The organism is Bacillus sp. Medicinal_06 (genome assembly GCF_056711665.1).
This window is the reverse complement of the sequence record NZ_JBWYHD010000017.1, coordinates 35,789-57,153: the sequence shown is the minus strand read 5'-3', so window position 1 is coordinate 57,153 and position 21,365 is coordinate 35,789. Positions and strand designations below refer to the sequence as shown.

The following is a 21,365-nucleotide window of genomic DNA, read 5'->3' as shown; positions in this document are numbered from 1 at the left end:
TTTTTCTCTCCTTACGTGCGATAACAAGCATTTATTTTCACATATTCATAACTTAAGTCGCAGCCCCAAGCTCTTCCTTTTTCTTCGCCAAGGTGTAAATGAACATCTATAACGATTTCAGGTTGCTCTAATTTTTGTTTCATTTCCTTTTCAAGGAACACTTGCGGCTCACTCCCTTGTAAAACAGAAATAGACTGAACAACAATATCAACAGTGGTAGGTTCAATCGCAACTCCACTTTGCCCAATCGCACTAATAATGCGGCCCCAATTTGCATCTTCACCATACATTGCTGTTTTCACAAGACTTGAGCCAACAATTTGTTTTGCAACCTTATTCCCTTCTTCTACCGTTTGTGCTCCGTATACATTTACTTCAACTAACTTAGTAGCACCTTCACCATCTTTAGCAATTTGCTTTGCCAAGTCCTCACATACCTTTTGCAAAGCAAACATAAACTTTTCCCACTCTGCATGAGTTGTATCAATAGCGGTCGTCCCTGATAACCCACTTGCCATCACAACGACCATATCATTTGTAGACGTATCTCCGTCCACAGTAATTTGATTAAATGTATGATTCGTAACTTCTGATAATGCTCGCTGGATTGCTCCCTGTTCTATATTTGCGTCTGTTGTAATAAAGCTAAGCATTGTCGCCATATTCGGGTGAATCATACCAGAACCTTTTGCGGCTCCTGCAATCGTTACTTCTTTTCCTTCAATCATGAGTTGATAACACGATTGCTTTGTAACAAGGTCCGTTGTTACAATCGCTTCATAAAATGCAGTTGCTTTCTCTTCTTCTTTCGATGGTATAAGAGAGAGAATACCAGTGCGAATCGCTTCCATTGGTAAAGGAACGCCAATGACACCTGTTGAAGCAACTGCCACGTGATTTTCTTTTACATGAAATTGTTTCGCAGCCAACGTCCTCATTTCATACGCATCTTGTAATCCCTGTATTCCTGTACAAGCATTGGCATTTCCACTATTTACAACAATTGCTTGTAATTTCCCTTCCGCAGCGATACTTTCTTTCGTCACTTGTACCGGCGCGGCTTGAAACTGATTTGTTGTATACACAGCTCCGCAATTAGCAGGGACATCACAAACAATTGCTCCCATATCTTTTTTCCCTTTTTTCAATCCAGCCTGAGTCCCAATCGCCGAAAAACCTTTTGGTGTTACAATTGATCCACTTGCGACTTTTATAATAGAATCTACTCCAATCATCATTCTTCCCCCTTATAGATAGAGCGGTATATATTGTAATCCCTCTGTTTCCTCTAACCCTGCTAATAGGTTTGCATTTTGAACTGCTTGCCCAGCAGCTCCCTTCATCATATTGTCAATTACAGAAACAACTGTAATACGTCCTGTTCGTTCATCATAAGCTACTCCAATATCGCAATAATTTGACCCCCTTACTTCTTTTGGACTTGGAAACTCCCCTTTAGGACGGATACGAACAAAAGGAGCATGACAATACGTTTCTTCATATAGCTTCTGTAATATCTGTACACTGACATCTCGTTTTACTTTTGCATAGAGAGTAACCATAATCCCTCTTGATATTGGAATTAAATGTGTGCTAAATGTAATTGGCTTCGCCTGCACATTCCACTCAGTAAGCATTTGCTCAATCTCTGGAACATGTTGGTGCTCATTTACCTTATAGATACGGAAATTATCATACAGCTCTGGAAAATGAGTGAATGTTGTCGGTGTTTTTCCCGCTCCTGACACCCCTGATTTCGCATCGATGATAAGTGATTCTTCCTCTATCATCCTGCCCTGCATCAATGGCGCGGCTGCTAATAGTGCCGCTGTTGCAAAACATCCTGGATTTGCAACTAATTCTGCTTCTTGAATAGCTGATTTTTTCCATTCACTTAATCCATACACCGCCTTTTGAAGAATCTCTTCCTTTGCAGCAGGCTTTTTATACCATCTTTCATATGCATGAGGATCCAACATACGAAAATCACCTGATAAGTCAATAACTTTTAAGCCCGCCGCTAGCAAGCGCGGCGTCAGCTCCTTTGAAACCCCTGCCGGCGTTGCTAAAAATACAATACTAGCCTCCTTCGCTATCACATCCACGTCGATTTCTTGTAATGTATGGACAATAAAATTTCGCAAATGCGGATATGTATTTGTTATTTGTTCTCCTACTTGTGAAAAAGAGTGAAGAGATGTTATCGAAAAATATGGATGTTGATGTAACAACCTGATTAACTCAATTCCTCCATATCCAGTTGCTCCAATAATCGCGACTTTCATATGCTCCTCCTTATATCGATTCTTTAAATTAAGTATGATTATAATATTGTATATTTATAAAGTCAATTAAATATTTATTAATTTTAAAAGTTTTAAATTCGTAATTTTTCTAGAAAAGCAATAAGTTTACGCGAATTTTTATACAACATTAATGTATACTAGTATTTTTTATATACTTCAAGTACAATAAAAACAATACATTTATATATGTGAGCGGAGAAAAACATGAATGAAAAATTAATCGAGAAGATGTTGATAAAAAGTTTTCGGCAATATCAATGCAGACCTGTTTCAAAAGAGGATGAGGAAGTTTTAATTCAAGGCATCCAAACAATGATTCGGTCAAAACCTAATATCGATGTATACGAAGCAATTGAGGATATTGTTTATGAATATATTACGGGAAAGTAAAAAATAGGAGATTTCCATTTGGAAATCTCCTATTTTTTACTTAATGATTTACCTGCTACACGTTCAAACAAACCCGGAAATAACGCAAAAATTTTTGGTCCGACACTCATCCATTTCGGCAAATTCACTTCACGCTTTTTCGTTTGCATCGCTTTGACAATTTGCTCCGCTACGTATGTTGGCTTTAACATGTAACGCCCCATATTTTTTACATATGTACCGGATTGATCCGCAATATCAAAAAAGTTTGTATCAATTGGCCCTGGATTAATTGCTGTCACATGAATATTTGTATTCGTTAGTTCCATGCGTAAGCTATTTGTAAACCCTAATACCGCATGTTTGCTTGCTGCATACGCACTAGATTTTGGCGTTGCAATTTTCCCTGCTAACGAAGCAACATTAATGATTTGTCCATTATTTCTCTCTAACATATGAGGTAATACCGCTTTCGTACAAGCGACTAACCCAAATACATTAACCTGAAACATATCTTTCACTTCAGCCATGGAGGCATCTTCAAACGTTTTGAAAATACCAAAACCCGCATTATTTACCAATATATCTATTTGCCCTACATCTTTTAATACTCTTGCAAAAACAGTATTAACCTCTGCTTCGTCACTTACATCTAATACATAATAATAGCAAGGCTTATTGTAAGTCGTTTTAATCTTTTCTGCTAATACTCGTAGTTTTTCTTCTGTTCGTGCTATCAATACAGGAATTGCGCCCTCTACTGCCACTTGCATCGCAACTTGTTCCCCAATTCCACTAGAAGCACCTGTAATGACGATTACTTTTTCTTGTAAACGTCCTATCATTGCTGTCACCTACTTTGCATAATAAATCCATTGTGGCGACGATTCATCAATCATCACTTGTTGATTATATGCTAAAAAGTCTAATTGTCCAACTGTTTCTGAAATCGTAAGTGGCAATTGCTCTTTATATAATACAGGGAATAATTTCACACATACTTCAAAGGCTGTCATCGGTTTTTCTTTTAGTAATTCTAATACTTTAAACGCACGTGTTTCTTGCTTTTGCAACCTTCCTTCTATCAGCTCGTTCACATTCACAATATCTTCACCATGACCTGATAAAATGCGTGAAATCTTCATGTTACTTAAACGTTTTAATGTTTGATTATATTGTAGTAAAGGCTGTGCCCGTTCTGTCTGCCCTTCATATGGGGGTTCTAATATCGGATTCGAAGAAATGTGACTAATTAAAGCATCTCCACCAATTAGCAACCCATCTCGCTCCCTGTATAATGAAATATGAGTCGAAGCATGCCCTGGTGTTTCAATAACTGTAAACTCAGGTAAAGATTCAATACTGTCTGCCTCTCGTACAGTATGTGTTAACGATCTATTACAAGAATATTTAAGCGTTTTCGTCGTAAGTAATGCTTCCCCTTTAAAAAATGCTTCCGGAACTCCGAACTGTAATGCGGCTTCTTTAAAAAATTGCTGATAACGTTTCAAGAATTGAGAATCCTGCGTAATCCATGGTTCATTCCACGGATGGCCTACAATATTCGTCTTCTCAGAAAATGTGTTTAAAAGCCCACAATGATCAGCATGATGATGTGTAATCACTACTGTTTCAATGTCTTCTATCTTGTAACCTAAAGTCTTTAATTGTTTTTCTAATGCCGATTTTGCCTCTTTTGTATTTGTCCCTGTATCAATTAATGTTAATGATTCTCCCTCTACTAAAAACACATTCACTGTCTCAACTGCAAATGGAACAGGAATCTCCATTCGGTGAATTGCTAGCATATTTATGCCCCCCTGTCTCTCTCCGATTCAAAAATGAATCCCTCTTCAGTTTACAACTTCTATAAAAATTTGTCATTATTTTCAGACAAAAAGAAGGTGTTTTCTATAATAAAACGAATGTATGTAAATTTATAAGTTTTTCTTACAAAAATGAAGGAGGCTTCATCATGTCTATTCAAAAAATTTCCTTTCTGGGTGCTGGATCTATAGCTGAAGCAATAATTGCTGGTTTATTGGATGCAAATGTCGTAAAGGGTGAACAAATTACAGTAAGTAACCGCTCTAATGAAACAAGGTTACAGGAATTACATACAAAGTATCATGTTAAAGGAACACTTAACAAAGAAGAGCTACTTACTCATGCGGATATTGTTTTCCTGGCAATGAAGCCAAAAGACGTCTCAGAAGCACTTCAACCTATAAAAAAATATATAAAGAATAATCAACTCGTCATTTCATTAATGGCAGGTGTTTCTACAAGTTCGATTACAAGCCTGCTTCAAAAAAAGGTTCCGATTATCCGTGCAATGCCAAATACTTCAGCAACTATTTTAAAATCAGCTACGGCTATATCTCCATCCTTGCATGCAACAGAGCAACATATTCATATTGCCAAATCTTTATTCGAAACAATTGGCCTTGTTTCAGTGGTAGAAGAAGATCATATGCATGCTGTTACTGCACTATCTGGAAGTGGTCCTGCATACGTATATTACGTAGTTGAAGCAATGGAAGAGGCTGCAAAACAAATCGGCTTAGAAGAGGCTGTGGCTAAATCGCTTATTTTGCAAACAATGATCGGTGCGGCTGAAATGCTTAAAGCGAATACAAAACATCCTTCTATTTTACGAAAAGAAATTACTTCTCCAGGTGGAACGACAGAAGCTGGCATTGAAGTGTTACAAAGCTTTGATTTCCAACAAGCACTTATCTCATGTATTACACAAGCTACAAAACGATCTCATGAACTCGGAAAAACATTAGAACAATTAACAAAAGAAAAATAATAAAGGAGCTCAGAAAATAAATCTGAGCTCCTTGTATCACAACTACATTCTCTTATTTGCTACTCTTTCCAAAAATCTCTTCTTGAATGCGACGTCCTGTTGGTGTTGCTGCTAGTCCACCTTCTGCTGTCTCACGAAGAGCAACAGGCATTGTTTGTCCAATTCTAAACATCGCTTCAATCACTTCATCGCATGGAATTGTACTTGTTACACCAGCTAGTGATAAATCCGCTGCAATCATTGCATTTGAAGCACCTGCTGCATTACGTTTTACACAAGGAACTTCTACAAGTCCAGCAACTGGATCACATACTAACCCTAGCATATTTTTTAAAGCAATCGCCATCGCTGTAGCTGCTTGCTCCTGCGTTCCTCCTGCCATTTCAACAGCTGCTGCCGCTGCCATTCCACTTGCTGAACCAACCTCAGCTTGACAACCTCCAGCTGCACCTGAAATACAAGCATTGTTGGCAACAACCATACCAAATGCTCCAGCTGTGAATAAAAACTCAATCATTTCTTCACGTGTTGGCTGTAATTTTTCTTTAAGTGCAAACAGTACGCCTGGTACAGTTCCAGCTGATCCAGCTGTTGGTGTTGCACAAATAATCCCCATCGCTGCATTTACTTCATTTGTTGCAACCGCTTTGCTCACTGCATCCAAAATCGTATGTCCAGATAAGCCTTTTCCGCTCTTCATATACTCCTGTACTTTAACCGCATCGCCGCCCGTTAAACCAGTTGGCGATTTAACACCGCGAATACCACGCTCTACTGCTTGTTCCATCACGACTAAGTTCTTTTCCATTCCAGCAAGTACTTCTTCGCGAGAGATACTTCTTGTCTCCATTTCACATTGAATCATAATTTCTGCAATTTTTACATTTTGTTCTTTAGCTTGTGCCACTAGTTCCGCTGCGTTCCGAAACATGGTGCGTCCCCCCTGCAATTAGTCCATAATAGTTACTTGACAAATATTTGATTGTCCTTTTATTTCTTCAATCACTTCGTCTGCCAATAATTCATCCGTTTCAATAACCATAAGCGCTCTTCTTCCTTTTTCCTTACGTGAAACACTCATTGTACTAATGTTAATTTCATGTTTCGCAAGTATAGAAGCTACAGATGCAATCGCTCCAAAGCGATCATTATTCACGATAAGGAGTGCCGGACTTGTTCCCGATAGCTGTAAATCAAATCCATTTAATTCTACCACTTCAATCTTACCGCCACCAATTGAACAAGCAACCACTTCAATCTCCTCTTCTCCTTTATACAAACGAATTCTTGCTGTATTTGGATGTGGCGCATTCGCTTCTTCTTCAATAAAGTCCACTTCAATCCCACGCTCTTTTGCAATTTCTAGCGCACTTGGGATACGTGTATCATCTGTTTCAAATCCTAGTATTCCACCAATCAACGCTACATCCGTACCGTGACCACGATATGTTTTTGCAAACGAGCCATATAACGAAATTGTAACTCTTTCTGGTTCATGACGGAAAAGTTGACGAGCAACTTGCCCCATTCTTGCTGCACCTGCTGTATGTGAACTCGACGGTCCAATCATAACTGGACCGATAATATCAAATACTGAGCGATATTTCATCATGATTCCCCCTAAATCTTTTATGAAAAATTACTTACTACTATTCTATTAAGCTGCCGATTCTGTTGCCTTCCCTCCCGTACCACGAATTTGCTGTGCCGTACGAATTGGATAGTTTTTGAATAGAAGTGAGCCAATATATCCTGAAATAATACCAGATACCATAATACATAAGAAACATAGCGTTACTTTCATTGGATCATTAAAGCCATACATAACCATAAGTCCGGCGATTGACGTTGCTGTTCCTGTTGCATTATTTACAAGATCGAACATGGAAATAATAATACCGGCTGTCGCACCACCAATAAAGTTTGTCACATAGACTGGAATTGGTTTGCTGAAATTAAATCAGCTTGCGTAAGTGGCTCAATTGCAACCGCAATCGTCGTTCTCTTATCACCAAACTTCATTATAGCTTGTTTTTTATGAAACGCTTACTTTTATTGAATTTTAAAATTTCTGAATTCATAACCACTCCTCTCTCTTGTACTAATATTATATAAATTTATTTATATAACAGCTTTTTAAAACAACCGATACTTTGTATTTTTTCCTATACATTCAAAATCTTTAAAGTTTCTGTATTATCTCATATAGCTATCAAATAATAACAGATTCATCTATTTAATAAAGAAAAAAATTTTTATTACAAATAAAACAATGGCAAACCTATGTTGCCATTGTTTGTAAAATATTACCGTTCTACTGGAAAATGTTTTAAATCCATTGCAATTTCTGTATTCGCAAACAATGTTTGTGCTTCTTTTAATAACTCCTTATAAGTGTCTCCTTGATAACGAGAACTAATATGAGTTAAAATTAACCGTTTTACATTTGCTTGCACTGCAATACGAGCTGCTTGCTCTGTTGTAGAATGAAAATAATCATGTGCTTGTCCTTCATCTTCTGCTGCAAATGTAGCTTCGTGCACAAGTACATCTGCATCTTGTGCTAGCTGACGACTAGCTTCACAATAACGTGTGTCTCCTAAAATCGTAATAATTCTTCCTTTTTGGGGTGGACCGATAAAATCCTTACCATGTAAAACTCTTCCATCATCTAACTCTACTGTCTCACCATCTTTTAAACGTTTAAAGATTGGACCTGGCTTCACGCCTTCTTCTAACAATTTCTCAACAAGGAGATGTCCTTGTATATCTTTCTCTACTATTCGATATCCAAAACATTCAATCCCATGTGATAATCGCTTCATTTCTACAGAAAATTGCTTATCTTCAAAAACAATTCCTTCCTCTGTAATTTCAACAATTTCAAGTGGATATTTAACGTGCGTTGTACTCACTGACAAGGCCACTTCAATAAATTGCTTAATTCCTTTTGGTCCATAAATCGTTAATGGAGTTGTTCCCCCTTGAAAAGAGCGACTTCCTAATAAACCAGGTAGACCAAAAATATGATCACCGTGTAAATGTGTAATAAATATTTTTTCAATGCGACGCGGGCGCACAGATGTATGTAAAATTTGATGTTGCGTTGCTTCACCACAGTCAAATAGCCACGTTTCCCCTCGTTCTTCTAACAACTGTAAAGCAATTGCCGAGACATTCCTTCCTTTTGAAGGGACGCCTGCACCAGTTCCTAAAAATACAAATTCCACTTTCTTTCCTCCAGCTCTTTATAGAATCTACCTTCCATCTTACGGAATGTTATTTCAAATGGCAAATGAATTCCCATGAACTACTCATCTAGACGACTAGATTACACGAACGATACAAATAAAAAAATAGCAATCGTTCGTGTTTTGTAGTAAAATAGTTGTACCATAAATAAAGGGAGCGTTTAACTATGAAAGAAGTATTTCGTTTACAAACTGATTTTTCATCTTCATTTGACCGCTGGGTAAGTTCTTTCGTTTCTGATCACCCAGCACAACTAGAATGGACGACTTTAAAAGAGTTAATCCATGAGTACACAACATTGCATACAAATCAAACGTTACCGGAATATATTTCTTCCTCTATCACATATTATGCACAACGTATTTCAACGGCAAATAATTCAGAAATTGTGATTTATGAAAATCCTTCTATCTCATAATCTATAAAAATAAAAAGTGTCATGAGTACTGAATTACCATGACACTTTTTACATAAATTTATTTCGTAACTTCTGCTGAAACGATTTCTCCTGTTTTCGAAATAGCTGACTTCCTCTTTGCAAAATAGGAATCCCATATTTATCATTGATTTGATCAATTACAGCTAACAGTGGTTCTTCTTTCGCATCTTCTTCAAATGAAAATAAATCCAGTTGCTTCATTGACTCTGTCTTCCACTCTAATTCAGTAGCTGTAACACCAAGCAACCTAATCGGATCTCCATCCCAATGTTGTTTCCACAAACGTGAAGCGGCTTGAAAGATATCATGCTCTTCCCAAATCGCATTTTTTAATTGTTTACTTCGTGTTATTGTACGCCGATCATAGTATTTAATCATAATTTGAATGTTATAGCTGACAAGGGTACGTTTTTGCAACCTTTTACTAACCGATTTCGATAATCGCTCTAACATATCGAGCAATTCTTTCTCTCCATCCATATCTTTTGAAAATGTTGTGGAATTCCCGATGCTTTTATGTTGCCCCATTTGATTTGGATCAACCTCTCTATCATCCATACCTTTTGCTCTTTTTTGTAAATCAACGCCATGCTTTCCTATTTTCGCACGTATCAAATGTTCTTCTCCCTTTGCCAACTGTTCAATGGTATGTATGTGGATTTCTTTTAGCTTTTCTGCTGTTCTCTCACCAATTCCATGCATCGCTTCAACAGGACGTGGCCAAAGTAACTCCTGAATATCTCGTTTTCGAAATACTGTAATACCAAGCGGCTTTTTCATATCCGACGCAGTCTTCGCCAGAAAGAGATTTGGCGCTATTCCAATGCTGCATGGCAACTGTAATTCTGTTAATAGCGCTTGTTGAATCATCTCAGCAATCTCGAGAGGCGTACCTAATCCGTAACAATCTGTTATATCTAAATAACCTTCGTCTATAGAAACTGGCTGTATTTTTTCAGTAAAACGTGAAAGGATTTGAAACATCTCAAATGACGCTTCGCGGTACAATTTAAAGTTTGGCTGCTTTACAATTAACTCTGGACATAATCGCTTTGCTTCCCAAAGTGGCATTGTTGTCCGCACCCCATATTCCCTCGCTTCATAACTACATGTTACAATGATTCCTTTTCGTTCTTTTTCGTTCCCTGCAATTGCTAATGGCTTTCCTTGTAGCGACGAATTATGCGCAATTTCAACTGATGCAAAGAAACAATTCATATCCACATGCAAAATAACACGACCGTTTTTCGGATACATTTCTCGCATATTTCTCACCCCCAAAAAGAACATTCGTTCCCTATTCTTATTATATCAAATTCCACAAAAATAATGGAACGATTCCGTTACAAAAACTATATTCTTTCCTACTTCTATTTTTGATATACTTATATTAAATATGGATAATACTGTAAAAGGAGTGGTGATTATGAAAAAACATAGGAACCTCAACTACACCTTCCTCGTTATTATATTAATTATTGCGATTAACTATTTATTACTACCAGTTTTCAATATTAATGTTAACACCTTCACACTTCTCCCTCACCTAGTGCACGTCGCAACAACATATATACTCCCATGGATTTTTCTCTATCGGCTCATTCGCCTTGTAAAAACAATTGAATCTAAATGAAAAAGAGCGTGTAACCTTCTATAGGTTACACGCTCTTTTTGTTTTCCTTACAATTATTTCGCTACTTCTTCAATAATTGCTACAACTAATTCAGCTGTTTTTGCTAATTCTTCAACAGGAATTTTCTCGTTTGTTGTATGAATTTCCTCATACCCAACTGCTAAGTTTACTGTTGGAATACCATGCCCTGCAATTACGTTTGCATCACTTCCGCCACCACTTTGGTGAAGAGAAGGCGTACGACCAATTTTTTCAGCAGCACGTTTTGCAACCTCTACAACATGATCGCCGTCAGCAAATTTAAATCCTGGATACATAACTTTTACTTCAACATCTGCTTGACCGCCCATTTCTTTTGCAGTTGTTTCAAATGCTTCTTTCATTTTTGCAACTTGCTCTTGCATTTTTTCATCTACTAAAGAGCGAGCTTCTGCGAAAATTTGCACATGGTCACAAACAATATTTGTTTGTGTGCCACCTTCGAAACGACCAATATTTGCAGTTGTTTCAGAGTCAATACGACCAAGTGGCATTTTTGCAATTGCTTTTGCTGCGATTGTAATTGCAGATATACCTTTTTCAGGTGCCACACCAGCGTGAGCTGTTTTTCCGCGAATAATCGCATTTACTTTTGCTTGTGTTGGTGCTGCAACTACAATTTCGCCCACTTTTCCATCGCTATCTAATGCATAACCATATTTTGCTGTAATACGTTCATGGTCTAATGCTTTCGCACCAACAAGGCCTGATTCTTCACCAACTGTAATAATAAATTCAATTTTCCCATGAGGGATATTTTTCTCTTTTAAAACGCGGATTGCTTCAAACATGGATGCTAATCCAGCTTTATCGTCTGATCCTAAAATTGTAGTACCATCTGATACGATATAACCATCTTTAATAGAAGGCTTAATTCCTTTACCAGGAACTACTGTATCCATATGAGAAGTGAAATAAATTGTCTCTACTCCTTCTTTCGTTGCTGGTAAAGTACAAATTAAGTTACCCGCTCCATGTCCAGTTACACCCATTGTGTCATCTTCAAATACTTCAACACCTAAAGCAGTAAATTTTTCTGTTAACACTTTACAAATTTCTGCTTCATATTTTGTTTCAGAATCTACTTGAACAAGTTCCATAAATTCATTTACTAAACGTTCTTGATTAATCATGAAAATGCGCCTCCTGCACTACCATTATGTATGTAACATTGTTAATTATAACAGAATTTCGCAAAAGTTTCGAAAGACAAGATAAAAAACAGATGGTTCACACATCTAGATAACCATCTGCTTTCTTCTACTCATTTAAAAGGACCCAACGCATATGATCTTCCCAAATCCCATTCACCATTAACATTTTCCGGGACACCCCTTCATATTGAAATCCAATCTTCGTTACAACTTGAATAGATGCTAAATTACGAGGCATAATCGGAGCTTCAATACGGTGTAAGTGAAATTCTTGAAAAGCGACATCAATTGCTTTTCTAAGCGCTTCTGTCGTATATCCTTTATTCAATTCATCTTTATCTAATTTGTAGCCTAAAACGCAAGATTGATAAATACCTCTCACGATTAAATTGAAAGAAATGCACCCAATAATATTCTTATTATCGCCTTTCTTAAAAATCCATAATCGAATAATTTTCCCTTCCTTAAACTCTTTTCTATCTTTTTGCAATCGTTTCTTTTGATAGTCCAGTGTAAAAAAATCATCTGGTCGATATTCTTCCCACGCCTTTAAAAACTCACGATTTTTGTCGTAATATTGAAGAACTTGCTCTGCATACGACTCGTCAATTTCTCTTAATTGCAAACGTTCTGTTTCATATATTTTCATCATCGGATCTCCATTCTTCAGCTTGCAAAACTTTTAAAAAAGGCACCGAAAAAACTTGTGTCCATCCTTTTATATTCTCTATGCACTTTGAATTTTCCTGTTCTATTTTATATACACTTCTCGAATTTTGTCCTTACTCTCCCCTTGTCCATACTTTCGTTTCTCGTTACAATAAAGTTGTAATGATTGCAAGGAGGCCCTAATATGAATAAAAAAGCACAAAAAGTTATGATATACGTTATGCTAATTTCAATGCTTGTAACAACATTGCTTGCTGGAGCAAGTATGTTTTGGTAAAAAGGACGACGTGCTCGTCTTTTTTTATTTCCTACGTTTATGTAAATAGGCTGTTTATTCTCCTGACTAGAAAATAAACAGCCTGCTCAATCACCACATTATTTTAAAGAATCATATATATATTTTATTTTATTATGAGTAGAATCGCTACGATACTAAATGAAAAAGCCATCACAAGGGCCATAACAAAGCTTGTATAATGTTTCTGCTGAAACGCTCCTATAACAAAGGTTACATTCAGAAGTGCCATGAATACAATGGATACGAGAAAAGAACATATATTAAAAGTTGCCAATATGAAGGTAACAATGAATAGAAAACCAATACAAAATTGCATATAAGAAAGCCTTGGATTCAAGTACATATAAGCAACCCCTTTTCCTATTATCTTTGTATATTCTCATTAACGCATGGTTATGTACACATGTCAAGACACCTTAAAAGAAAAGAAAAAGCCAACTTGTAGGTTGACCTTTTCATAGGCGATAGCTCCTTTTTCTTTCGCAAGTTGCTGGAACGTTTTTTTTGATTTCACAATCGACACCTTTGTTCCAATCGGAATACGATCAAATAAATATTCCACATCTTGTTTTTTCATCCGAATACACCCTTGCGAAATATATTTTCCAATTGAGCTTGGCTGATTTGTGCCATGAATGCCATATTTACTCCCATCAGTCCCCCGCGCGTTAAACCCGATCCATCTAGATCCAAGGGGATTTTTGGGCGATCCACCAGGGATATTCTTTGCAATATAATAAGGATTTTTTGCTTTCATTACAACATCGAATGTCCCCTCTGGCGTTAATTTGTTTGTTTTTCCTGTCGCTACAGGAAAGACCTTTTGAATTTTCCCATCATTAATGTAAGCAAGCTTATTCGTCTGCTTATTTACAATAATGAATGGATCTCCGACCCGCGGGTTATCTCCAAGAGGCCAAATTGGTGAAAGAGAAAAACATAATAGCAAGGATAGAAGATACGACATGATTCATTCCTTCCTTCTATATATAAATCCACTTTAATTTTTAGACATATTAGATGCGGCTATGAAAACAAAAACTAATCTCCACTTATTTCCTCTTTTATTTTCACTCGGCATGGAGCTAAAAAAGGCACTGTCCGCTTCTATGCATGGCCGGATGCTCTCGCCCACCTAAAAAATGGTTTTATGTTGTTTTTATAATTTGGATTTATATAAGTACTTTCACATTATCCTTCCCCTTAAAACGACTTTTAATGAGTAAATATTGCTCCATTTCATAAACCAGTTGAACGAGCTTCGCACGCATTTCAAACTCTTCACGGGTCTCAGGAAGTGGCATTTCTCTAAAAATCTCTCGCATTTCTTGTAATTGTCTAAGTGAAATAAGCCCCGTACTTTCAGGGCGAATCGAATTCCCCACATTTTCAATTACTTCCGCAATCATACCTGCCTGCTCATATGACCACGATAATGAAGCAGCAAGAGGCATAATCCGTTCTAAAATTTCAAATTGTTGTCTACGCATATCAAAATATCGATAATAATAATCATCTTCTCGCATAAATTGATTTTCAAGTTTTTTAAAAGATAACTCTTTTGCTTCCTTCAAAATGTCCTCTGTTTCAATTAATTCTTTTCCAGACCATGTACTATCCCGATTTCGTAAATATACAGCCATCTCGAATAAAATGGTTTTAAAATTCCATTCTACTTTTTCCTGATAGCCTTTTAATTTCTTTTCCGCACTTGGCATATACATATTTACCAATAAAGCCACGCTAATTCCAATTGTTAAAATTGCAATTTCATTTTCAATCGCTGACCACGTAATCTGTTTTAATGAATACAAATGCATGACAATAACTGAACTTGTAACAATTCCTTCTTGAATTTTAAGCATAACAGCGGTCGGGATAAAAGTAAGTAATAACAAACTAATTGCAAGCGGTGTATAACCGATTGTTTCAAAAATACCAAACGAGAACACCATCGATAATAAGCAAGCTAAAAACCGATGCAAGGAGGCTTGAAGCGATTTTCGTTTCGTGTTTTGCACACACAAAATAACAAGAATCCCCGCGGAGCTATAAAATTCTAAACCAAATAGCTGCGCAATAAAAACTGCCGCACCTGTTCCAACTGCTGTTTTCACTGTACGATATCCAATTCTAAACATATCATTGCTCCTATATGTATAAACGTAGTTACGATAAGTATAAAAAAAGGATGACAAGCTGTCATCCTTTTCTCCTTATTATTCACGTAACTTTTACATGTTACAATATTTTTTGTAAAAATTCTTGTGCCCGTTTGCTTTTTGGTGCTGAAAAAAACTGTTCTGGATTTGCATCTTCAACAAGCTTCCCACCATCTAAAAAAAGCACACGATCAGCTACTTCTTTTGCAAACCCCATTTCATGCGTTACAATGGCCATCGTCATTCCTGTCGTTACTAAAGATTTCATTACTTCCAATACTTCTTTTACCATTTCAGGATCCAGTGCAGATGTTGGTTCATCAAAAAGCATGACTTCTGGCTCCATTGCCAAAGCCCTGGCAATTGCTACACGCTGCTTTTGCCCTCCTGAAAGACGGTTTGGATATGCATCCTTTTTATCGAGCAGCCCTACTTTTTCAAGAAGTTCCTTCGCTTTTTTCTCCGCTTCTTGTTTTGCTACTCCTTTTACATTTACAGGTGCGTACGTAATATTTTCTAATACGGTCATGTGAGGAAATAAATGAAAGTGTTGAAACACCATTCCAACATTTTCACGAACACTCATAATGTTTGTTTTTGGATTCGTTACTTCTTCATCCCCAATCCAAATGTCACCACTCGTGGGTGTTTCTAATACGTTCATACAACGTAAAAATGTTGATTTTCCTGATCCAGACGGTCCAACAATCGCAACAACTTCCCCCTTTTCAATTGTTGTCGTAATTCCTTTTAATACTTCATTTTGTCCAAATGATTTATGAAGGTTTTCAATTTTAATCACTTTTCTTCATTCTCCCTTCAATTGCCTTCCCAACAAATGTAAGAATAATTACTAAAATATAATAAACAAGTCCGACAAATAATAGCGGTTCAAGATATTTAAACGTTTCACCACCTACAATATAAGCACGGCGCATTAAGTCTGTAGCACCAATTACTGTTACTACCGCTGACTCTTTTGTAAGTGTTGCAAATTCGTTTACAAGCGCTGGTAATATATTTTTTAATGCTTGTGGCAAAATAATATTTCTCATCATTTTTCCATATGGAACACCTAATGCCATTGCAGCTTCTGTTTGTCCTTTATCAACTGCTTGAATACCTGCACGAATGATTTCTGACATATATGCACCCGAATTTAAACTAAATGCAAGTACTGCTGCTAAAAATGCAGGTATATCATATCCAATCATTTGCGGAACACCGAAATATATAATCATTAATTGCAAGACGAGCGGTGTACCACGAAATATAGATGTATATAAATCAGCTGCGATATTTAATACTCTTATTCTAGCAATCTTGCAAAGTGCTAATAGCGTTCCTAATATAAAACCAGCTAAAGCAGATACTGCTACAATTTTCAGGGTAACTTCTAGGCCCTTTAATATATATGGTATCGACGGCGTAATTGCCGAAAAATCTAGGTTCATCTTTTGTCATTCCCCTCATTGAAAATAGAAAGGCAGCTTATTTCTCGCTGCCAAACCATTTCTTCACTAATTTATCCATTTCACCATTCTCTTGCATCTTCTTAATTACTTTATTAAATTCTGCTGTTTTATCACTATTTTTTGGAAGAGCAATTGCCGCTCCTACCTCTTCTGGTGCTTCCGGAATTTCAATGCCTTGTAAACTTTTCATTTTTTCCAAATAATTTTTAGCAACTGTATCTTCTAAAATAGCAGCATCAAAACGTCCAGCTTGAATTTCTTGCACGATTTCTGGAATGCGGTCACGACCTTCTGCCTGGAAGTCTACTTGCTTTTTGAATTCCTCTGCTTTTTCCTCTTGAATAGAACCTGTTTGCACCCCTACTTTTTTATCTTTTAAATCTTGTAATGATTGAATGCCAGAATCCTTTTTCGAAACGATCATATTTTTAGCAACAAAATATATATCTGTAAAATCCGCATTCTTCTTACGGTCTGGAGTTGGTGTCATACCTGCCATCACAAAATCAACTTTTCCTGAGTTAAGAGATGCTAATAATCCTCCAAAATCCATATCTTTTATTTTCACTTCATAACCAAGTTCTTTTCCAATGTACTTTGCAATATCTACATCAAAACCGATAATTTCATCACTCTTTGAAGCTTCTACATATTCATAAGGCTTATAGTCTGCTGAAGTTCCCATAATAAGTACTTTCTTATTTGTGTTCGCTTCTTTTGTTTCTCCCTTACTACAAGCACTAAACATACTTACGATTAAAATAAGTGCAAATGAAAGTGATAATAACTTTTTCATATTTCTTCCCCCTAACAATGTATATTTAAAAGTTTTATAGAATTTTTATTCGATGTTTGTATTGTATCAGCGTTTTTATTTTTATGCAATAATTAAAATAAAAATAAATGATATTTTTATTTATAATCTACATTCGATATGTTTTTCATGTATAAAATACTGCATAATACATCTTTTTTATGTATATTCTCTTTCATGATATGCAAGTAAGAAGAAGGAAATTCAAATTCTATTAACCATTAAAGTAAAATTTTCTATATAAATCTAAATACAAAAACCCTTTCTTTTTGTGGGAAAGAGGATTCAGTCATGCATAGAAGCGGTCAGATCCTCTTCTACCCCATGCCAAGTAAAAATAGAGAGAGAACATCCTCTTTTATTTTTCATAGCATCAACTTATATGTCAAAAAATTAAAATGGATATATAGTCTTTCAATACTAGGAAGTGTCCAAATTTATCTACTACCTATCTTTCTCGTTCCTCTCTAAACCAGCAAGATACAAAAAAAAGTGGTACAAACACATGAGTGTCTGTACCACTTTTTTCTACCCTATTAAACCTCTTCGCAATTCTCTTCAAAATACGATTGTAATTTTGCAATAACTTGCATTGGATCGTGTCCTTCAATTTCATGGCGTTCAACCATCGTTACAATCTTTCCATCTTTTAATAATGCAAAAGACGGAGAAGATGGTGGATATCCTTCAAAATATTCACGCGCACGCGCTGTTGCCTCTTTGTCCTGCCCTGCAAATACTGTCACAAGGTGATCTGGACGTTTATCATAATGTACAGAATGTGCAGCAGCAGGACGAGCAATACCACCTGCACAACCACATACTGAGTTTACCATTACAAGTGTTGTACCATCTTTCTTGAATGCTTCCTCCACTGCTTCTGGTGTTGTTAATTCTGTATAACCGGCAGCTACGATTTCCTCACGTGCTTGACGAACAACGTCATTCATAAAAAAGTTAAAGTTAATCAAGGGTTTCCCTCCTCTAGATCTATCTATTTGTATCTTACCAGTATCCGTTTCAGAAATACAAGTAAACTTACTTGCATAAGAGAAAACACGTCTTAGAGCAAATTCTAAGACGTGTTTTCTTAATGACCACGATGTTTTTTCTTTGCTTTTTGCACTTTTATAAAACGTTTTCTCCTCTTTTCTGCTTCACGTTGTTCCTTAGATTGCACTCGTTTTTCTTGTTTATGCAATTCATAAGATAAACTAATTGCTTCTTGAGCTTTCGTAAAGCACTTTGTATGCATTTCTTTTGCTGCTTCTCTTATAATACGTTTTATACTTTTCGGACGTTTTTTCTCTTTCACTTGAATACCACATCTGGCAAAGTGATTAAAATATGTTAGCATCGTATTATTTACAAATAAAAGTATCTCTTCGTCCGATGGCTCAGCACCAAAAATATACTTTGCTGCGTATAAAGTCCCTTTATGTGTATTCTCAATCATTGCCACAAAAAATTGACCATCGTGATATACTGTCAATTGCATCGACAGCCCCTCCTTAGAAAAAATTAGAAATACTGGACATCCCGGAGGGGAAGGTTACTGGCATATTAGTATGCGTCTGGACTACCAACCAGAACTGTGTTTTTGTATCTCTATATTCATTATATATTATTTTTTACTTCCTTTTTCTATTTTCTCATATGCTTCGATCATTTTTTTATGTGATCCTACAATATAATCCGGTAGTTCTGTTATTGGAAAGAATTTGAGCTGGACTGCTTCTTCTTTATTCACAGATATTGCTCCTTCATACTCATTTGTATAATAAGCAGTCGTGACAGATTGAAACTCATCACCATTCGCTAATTTTGTAAAGTAATTTGCACCGGAAAATACATTAATGAGCTTTAAATTCTTTACATGAATCCCTGCTTCTTCATACACTTCGCGGTAAGCTGTTTCTTCTGGTGATTCTCCAAGTTCCATTAAGCCGCCAAGCAAACCCCATTTCCCATACGGTTCTGTTCGTTGTTGCAGCAGAACATGTCCATCTTCATTCAATACGAGAACAACAGCACCAACCAAAATTAAAGGGCGATGACCAACTACTTTTCGTAATTCTTCTACATATCCCATCGAAACAAACCCTTCTTTTTTTATTTCGTTGTCCACACTATTGTATCATATGCAAGAAATGGTAAAACGCGTTAATTATTTTTTAAATAGATTTATTTTGATTTTTCAACATATAAGTCATTGCTATGAAACGCAAAAGGTGACCTGCACTCTTTTGCTATCTTTGGTCTCATTCAGTATGAGGTCTTTCTATGCATGACCGGATGCTCTCTCCTACCTAACAATCGTTTTTTCAGTTTGATATGAAAAAAGCTGATTCGCATAAGAACGAATCAGCTTTTTTCAATGCATCAGATTTAACTAACTGAGAACATATACTTTTTATACGTTTTTCTTACCGACAATACAAGCCCCATCATCATCATATTGGAAAATAAAGAACTTCCTCCATATGATAAAAACGGAAGCGCAATCCCTTTTACTGGCATTAATCCAACAATCATACCAACATTTTGGAAGATTTGGAGAGTTAAAACACCAATTACGCCCGCACATAATAATGTACCGAACAAATTATCTGCTGAATATCCAATTATAATTGTACGGTAAAGAAGAAGAAGGAACATAAACACAATAAAAGCAGCTATTAAAAATCCACCTTCTTCAGCAATCGTAGCAAAAATGAAATCTGTATGTTTTTCAGGAATATAGACGTTTCCATATCCAAATCCTTTTCCGTCCATTCCCCCACTACCTACCGCTAAAATAGATTGTTGGGTTTGGTACCCTTGATCTGCATGTTCAAATGGATCTAACCAACCTAAAATACGTGATTGTTGATGTGGCTTTAACAGCGTAACTAACTTATTAAAAAAGATATCTGGGTACCTTACATATATAAATATTAGCGTAGATAATACCGTCACGGGAATAACTGTACATAATGCAATTAATTTCTTTTGAATACCTGACATAAACAAAATACATGCAATCCCTGCAGCATATAGGAAAACCATCCCTGTATCCGGTTGACTGTATACAAACAACGCTGGTGGAATCGATACTAAAATAATTTTACCTATTAAAATTAAATCGGTTTGAAATGTTCGTATCATATATTTTTCATTGTGTTTCACTGCTAAACTCGCAACTAAAATAAGCAATGCAATTTTAAAAAACTCCGATGGCTGGATTGCCCCAAGAACTGGAACCTTGAACCACCTTTTTGCCCCTAATATTTCAGGCGTTAAAGCTTTAAATGGTGAAATCTTAAGTATTATAATCGAAGCAAACCCAACAATATAAAATGGCCACGCTAATTTTTGCAATTGATCTAAATCAATACTTGCAACAAGTAGTAATAACACAATACCTATTACATAGTTAATCCCTTGTTTCATTGCAAAGTTCGAATCTCCATATTGCCCTGTTTGTTGACTACTATATATGGCAGCTATGCTGGTAATACATAATACAACCAAAATTAAAATTAATTTTACATCTAAACTTTTTAGAAACTCGATGCTCCTCTTCATGACATCCTCCTGAAACGTTGTTAAGGCAAAATAAAAAACCAGGAGTCAACATTCTTCATGCTTTGACGACTGATTGCACATTAATCTATAAAATACTTATATAGAATAACTTTCTTTTTCAAACAATACAATACATTATACTACAGTTTCATCAGTAAGATTTGCCAAAAAAATATTCTTTCTTTATTTTATATCTATATACAATATATCAGCAATGTATTTTCGTAAATTCATAATACATTGTCGATATATTGTAAGATTCAGTGTTTGTACTTTTGAGCTCTACTCACTTCACTTAAAAGAGAAATTCCCATACAAAAAACGCCTCCAAAATTACTCCTGTAAAGTGAACCTCCATCACTAATCGAGCTTT

25 protein-coding genes and 1 pseudogene are annotated in these 21,365 nt (G+C 36.1%); 5 read left to right on the top strand and 21 right to left on the bottom strand.

Features of this window, described 5'->3' with window-relative positions; all coding sequences use genetic code 11:
* Positions 1–11: 11 nt before the first annotated feature.
* On the bottom strand, positions 12–1,235 hold the full coding sequence (argJ, locus tag AC1M36_RS25135; RefSeq protein ID WP_336450006.1) for a bifunctional glutamate N-acetyltransferase/amino-acid acetyltransferase ArgJ: 1,224 nt from the start codon (positions 1,233–1,235) through the stop codon (positions 12–14).
* A 12-nt stretch (positions 1,236–1,247) separates the two neighbouring features.
* Entirely contained in the window at positions 1,248–2,285 is a 1,038-nt protein-coding gene (argC, locus tag AC1M36_RS25130; RefSeq protein WP_336450007.1) for an N-acetyl-gamma-glutamyl-phosphate reductase, read from the bottom strand.
* A 225-nt stretch (positions 2,286–2,510) separates the two neighbouring features.
* Here argC and AC1M36_RS25125 point away from each other — a divergent pair, with 225 nt between their 5' ends.
* Positions 2,511–2,696 carry a YqzH family protein gene (locus tag AC1M36_RS25125; RefSeq protein ID WP_479846313.1) on the top strand — a complete coding sequence of 62 codons (186 nt, stop codon included), beginning with the start codon at positions 2,511–2,513 and terminating at the stop codon, positions 2,694–2,696.
* A 29-nt stretch (positions 2,697–2,725) separates the two neighbouring features.
* Here AC1M36_RS25125 and AC1M36_RS25120 read toward each other — a convergent pair whose 3' ends face one another.
* Together AC1M36_RS25120 and AC1M36_RS25115 are read right to left on the bottom strand one after the other, a co-directional pair.
* The gene (locus tag AC1M36_RS25120) at positions 2,726–3,520 is read right to left on the bottom strand and encodes an SDR family oxidoreductase (protein ID WP_336450009.1); all 795 of its coding nucleotides are present in this window, start codon (positions 3,518–3,520) and stop codon (positions 2,726–2,728) included.
* A gap of 9 nt (positions 3,521–3,529) precedes the next feature.
* Positions 3,530–4,483: an MBL fold metallo-hydrolase gene (locus AC1M36_RS25115; protein ID WP_479846312.1), complete on the bottom strand. Its 954-nt coding sequence runs from the start codon at positions 4,481–4,483 to the stop codon at positions 3,530–3,532.
* A gap of 167 nt (positions 4,484–4,650) precedes the next feature.
* Here AC1M36_RS25115 and proI point away from each other — a divergent pair, with 167 nt between their 5' ends.
* A complete protein-coding gene (gene proI / locus AC1M36_RS25110) occupies positions 4,651–5,490 on the top strand; it encodes a pyrroline-5-carboxylate reductase ProI (protein ID WP_336450011.1) in 840 nt (279 codons plus the stop codon).
* A 52-nt stretch (positions 5,491–5,542) separates the two neighbouring features.
* Here the strand turns inward: proI and sdaAA are convergent, their stop codons facing one another.
* The 4 genes and pseudogenes from sdaAA to rnz form a co-directional block, all read right to left on the bottom strand.
* A complete protein-coding gene (gene sdaAA, locus AC1M36_RS25105) occupies positions 5,543–6,421 on the bottom strand; it encodes an L-serine ammonia-lyase, iron-sulfur-dependent, subunit alpha (protein WP_336450012.1) in 879 nt (292 codons plus the stop codon).
* Between the two features lie 18 nt (positions 6,422–6,439).
* Positions 6,440–7,099, bottom strand: coding sequence for an L-serine ammonia-lyase, iron-sulfur-dependent subunit beta (gene sdaAB, locus AC1M36_RS25100; RefSeq protein WP_207993132.1), 660 nt, complete (start codon positions 7,097–7,099; stop codon positions 6,440–6,442).
* Positions 7,100–7,147: 48 nt separating this feature from the next.
* A pseudogene (locus tag AC1M36_RS25095) lies at positions 7,148–7,512 on the bottom strand (PTS sugar transporter subunit IIC); the annotation flags it as partial.
* Positions 7,513–7,796: 284 nt separating this feature from the next.
* On the bottom strand, positions 7,797–8,720 hold the full coding sequence (rnz, locus tag AC1M36_RS25090) for a ribonuclease Z (protein ID WP_336450013.1): 924 nt from the start codon (positions 8,718–8,720) through the stop codon (positions 7,797–7,799).
* Positions 8,721–8,908: 188 nt separating this feature from the next.
* Here rnz and AC1M36_RS25085 point away from each other — a divergent pair, with 188 nt between their 5' ends.
* Positions 8,909–9,160 carry a DUF3932 family protein gene (locus AC1M36_RS25085; RefSeq protein WP_336450014.1) on the top strand — a complete coding sequence of 84 codons (252 nt, stop codon included), beginning with the start codon at positions 8,909–8,911 and terminating at the stop codon, positions 9,158–9,160.
* A gap of 48 nt (positions 9,161–9,208) precedes the next feature.
* Here the strand turns inward: AC1M36_RS25085 and AC1M36_RS25080 are convergent, their stop codons facing one another.
* Positions 9,209–10,447, bottom strand: a complete 1,239-nt coding sequence (locus AC1M36_RS25080; RefSeq protein WP_336450015.1) for a DNA polymerase IV — start codon at positions 10,445–10,447, stop codon at positions 9,209–9,211.
* A 160-nt stretch (positions 10,448–10,607) separates the two neighbouring features.
* Between AC1M36_RS25080 and AC1M36_RS25075 the strand changes: the two genes are divergently transcribed.
* Positions 10,608–10,814 (top strand): hypothetical protein, encoded by a 207-nt coding sequence (locus tag AC1M36_RS25075; protein ID WP_336450016.1) that lies wholly within the window; start codon positions 10,608–10,610, stop codon positions 10,812–10,814.
* A 53-nt stretch (positions 10,815–10,867) separates the two neighbouring features.
* Here the strand turns inward: AC1M36_RS25075 and AC1M36_RS25070 are convergent, their stop codons facing one another.
* Both AC1M36_RS25070 and AC1M36_RS25065 read right to left on the bottom strand, forming a co-directional pair.
* Entirely contained in the window at positions 10,868–11,986 is a 1,119-nt protein-coding gene (locus AC1M36_RS25070) for a tripeptidase T (protein WP_479846311.1), read from the bottom strand.
* A 127-nt stretch (positions 11,987–12,113) separates the two neighbouring features.
* Positions 12,114–12,659 carry a GNAT family N-acetyltransferase gene (locus AC1M36_RS25065; RefSeq protein WP_026049154.1) on the bottom strand — a complete coding sequence of 182 codons (546 nt, stop codon included), beginning with the start codon at positions 12,657–12,659 and terminating at the stop codon, positions 12,114–12,116.
* A gap of 201 nt (positions 12,660–12,860) precedes the next feature.
* Here AC1M36_RS25065 and prli42 point away from each other — a divergent pair, with 201 nt between their 5' ends.
* Complete coding sequence (gene prli42 / locus AC1M36_RS25060; RefSeq protein ID WP_016116231.1) at positions 12,861–12,953, top strand: stressosome-associated protein Prli42; 93 nt, start codon at positions 12,861–12,863, stop codon at positions 12,951–12,953.
* A gap of 124 nt (positions 12,954–13,077) precedes the next feature.
* Here the strand turns inward: prli42 and AC1M36_RS25055 are convergent, their stop codons facing one another.
* The 10 genes from AC1M36_RS25055 to AC1M36_RS25010 form a co-directional block, all read right to left on the bottom strand.
* A complete protein-coding gene (locus AC1M36_RS25055) occupies positions 13,078–13,317 on the bottom strand; it encodes a DUF3894 domain-containing protein (protein WP_336450018.1) in 240 nt (79 codons plus the stop codon).
* A gap of 63 nt (positions 13,318–13,380) precedes the next feature.
* A complete protein-coding gene (locus AC1M36_RS25050) occupies positions 13,381–13,941 on the bottom strand; it encodes a L,D-transpeptidase (RefSeq protein ID WP_336450019.1) in 561 nt (186 codons plus the stop codon).
* 205 nt (positions 13,942–14,146) lie between these two features.
* Positions 14,147–15,115 (bottom strand): aromatic acid exporter family protein, encoded by a 969-nt coding sequence (locus AC1M36_RS25045; protein WP_336450020.1) that lies wholly within the window; start codon positions 15,113–15,115, stop codon positions 14,147–14,149.
* Between the two features lie 100 nt (positions 15,116–15,215).
* On the bottom strand, positions 15,216–15,938 hold the full coding sequence (locus AC1M36_RS25040) for an amino acid ABC transporter ATP-binding protein (protein WP_336450021.1): 723 nt from the start codon (positions 15,936–15,938) through the stop codon (positions 15,216–15,218).
* Positions 15,931–16,590, bottom strand: coding sequence for an amino acid ABC transporter permease (locus tag AC1M36_RS25035; protein ID WP_336450022.1), 660 nt, complete (start codon positions 16,588–16,590; stop codon positions 15,931–15,933). The genes AC1M36_RS25040 and AC1M36_RS25035 overlap by 8 nt, the downstream gene beginning before the upstream one ends.
* 37 nt (positions 16,591–16,627) lie before the next feature.
* Positions 16,628–17,407 (bottom strand): transporter substrate-binding domain-containing protein, encoded by a 780-nt coding sequence (locus AC1M36_RS25030; RefSeq protein WP_336450023.1) that lies wholly within the window; start codon positions 17,405–17,407, stop codon positions 16,628–16,630.
* A 554-nt stretch (positions 17,408–17,961) separates the two neighbouring features.
* The gene (locus AC1M36_RS25025; RefSeq protein ID WP_336450616.1) at positions 17,962–18,375 is read right to left on the bottom strand and encodes a BrxA/BrxB family bacilliredoxin; all 414 of its coding nucleotides are present in this window, start codon (positions 18,373–18,375) and stop codon (positions 17,962–17,964) included.
* A 140-nt stretch (positions 18,376–18,515) separates the two neighbouring features.
* Complete coding sequence (locus tag AC1M36_RS25020) at positions 18,516–18,923, bottom strand: YjdF family protein (protein ID WP_336450024.1); 408 nt, start codon at positions 18,921–18,923, stop codon at positions 18,516–18,518.
* 126 nt (positions 18,924–19,049) lie between these two features.
* Entirely contained in the window at positions 19,050–19,517 is a 468-nt protein-coding gene (locus tag AC1M36_RS25015; protein ID WP_336450025.1) for an NUDIX hydrolase, read from the bottom strand.
* A gap of 296 nt (positions 19,518–19,813) precedes the next feature.
* Positions 19,814–20,992: an FtsW/RodA/SpoVE family cell cycle protein gene (locus AC1M36_RS25010; protein ID WP_336450026.1), complete on the bottom strand. Its 1,179-nt coding sequence runs from the start codon at positions 20,990–20,992 to the stop codon at positions 19,814–19,816.
* Positions 20,993–21,365: the final 373 nt, after the last annotated feature.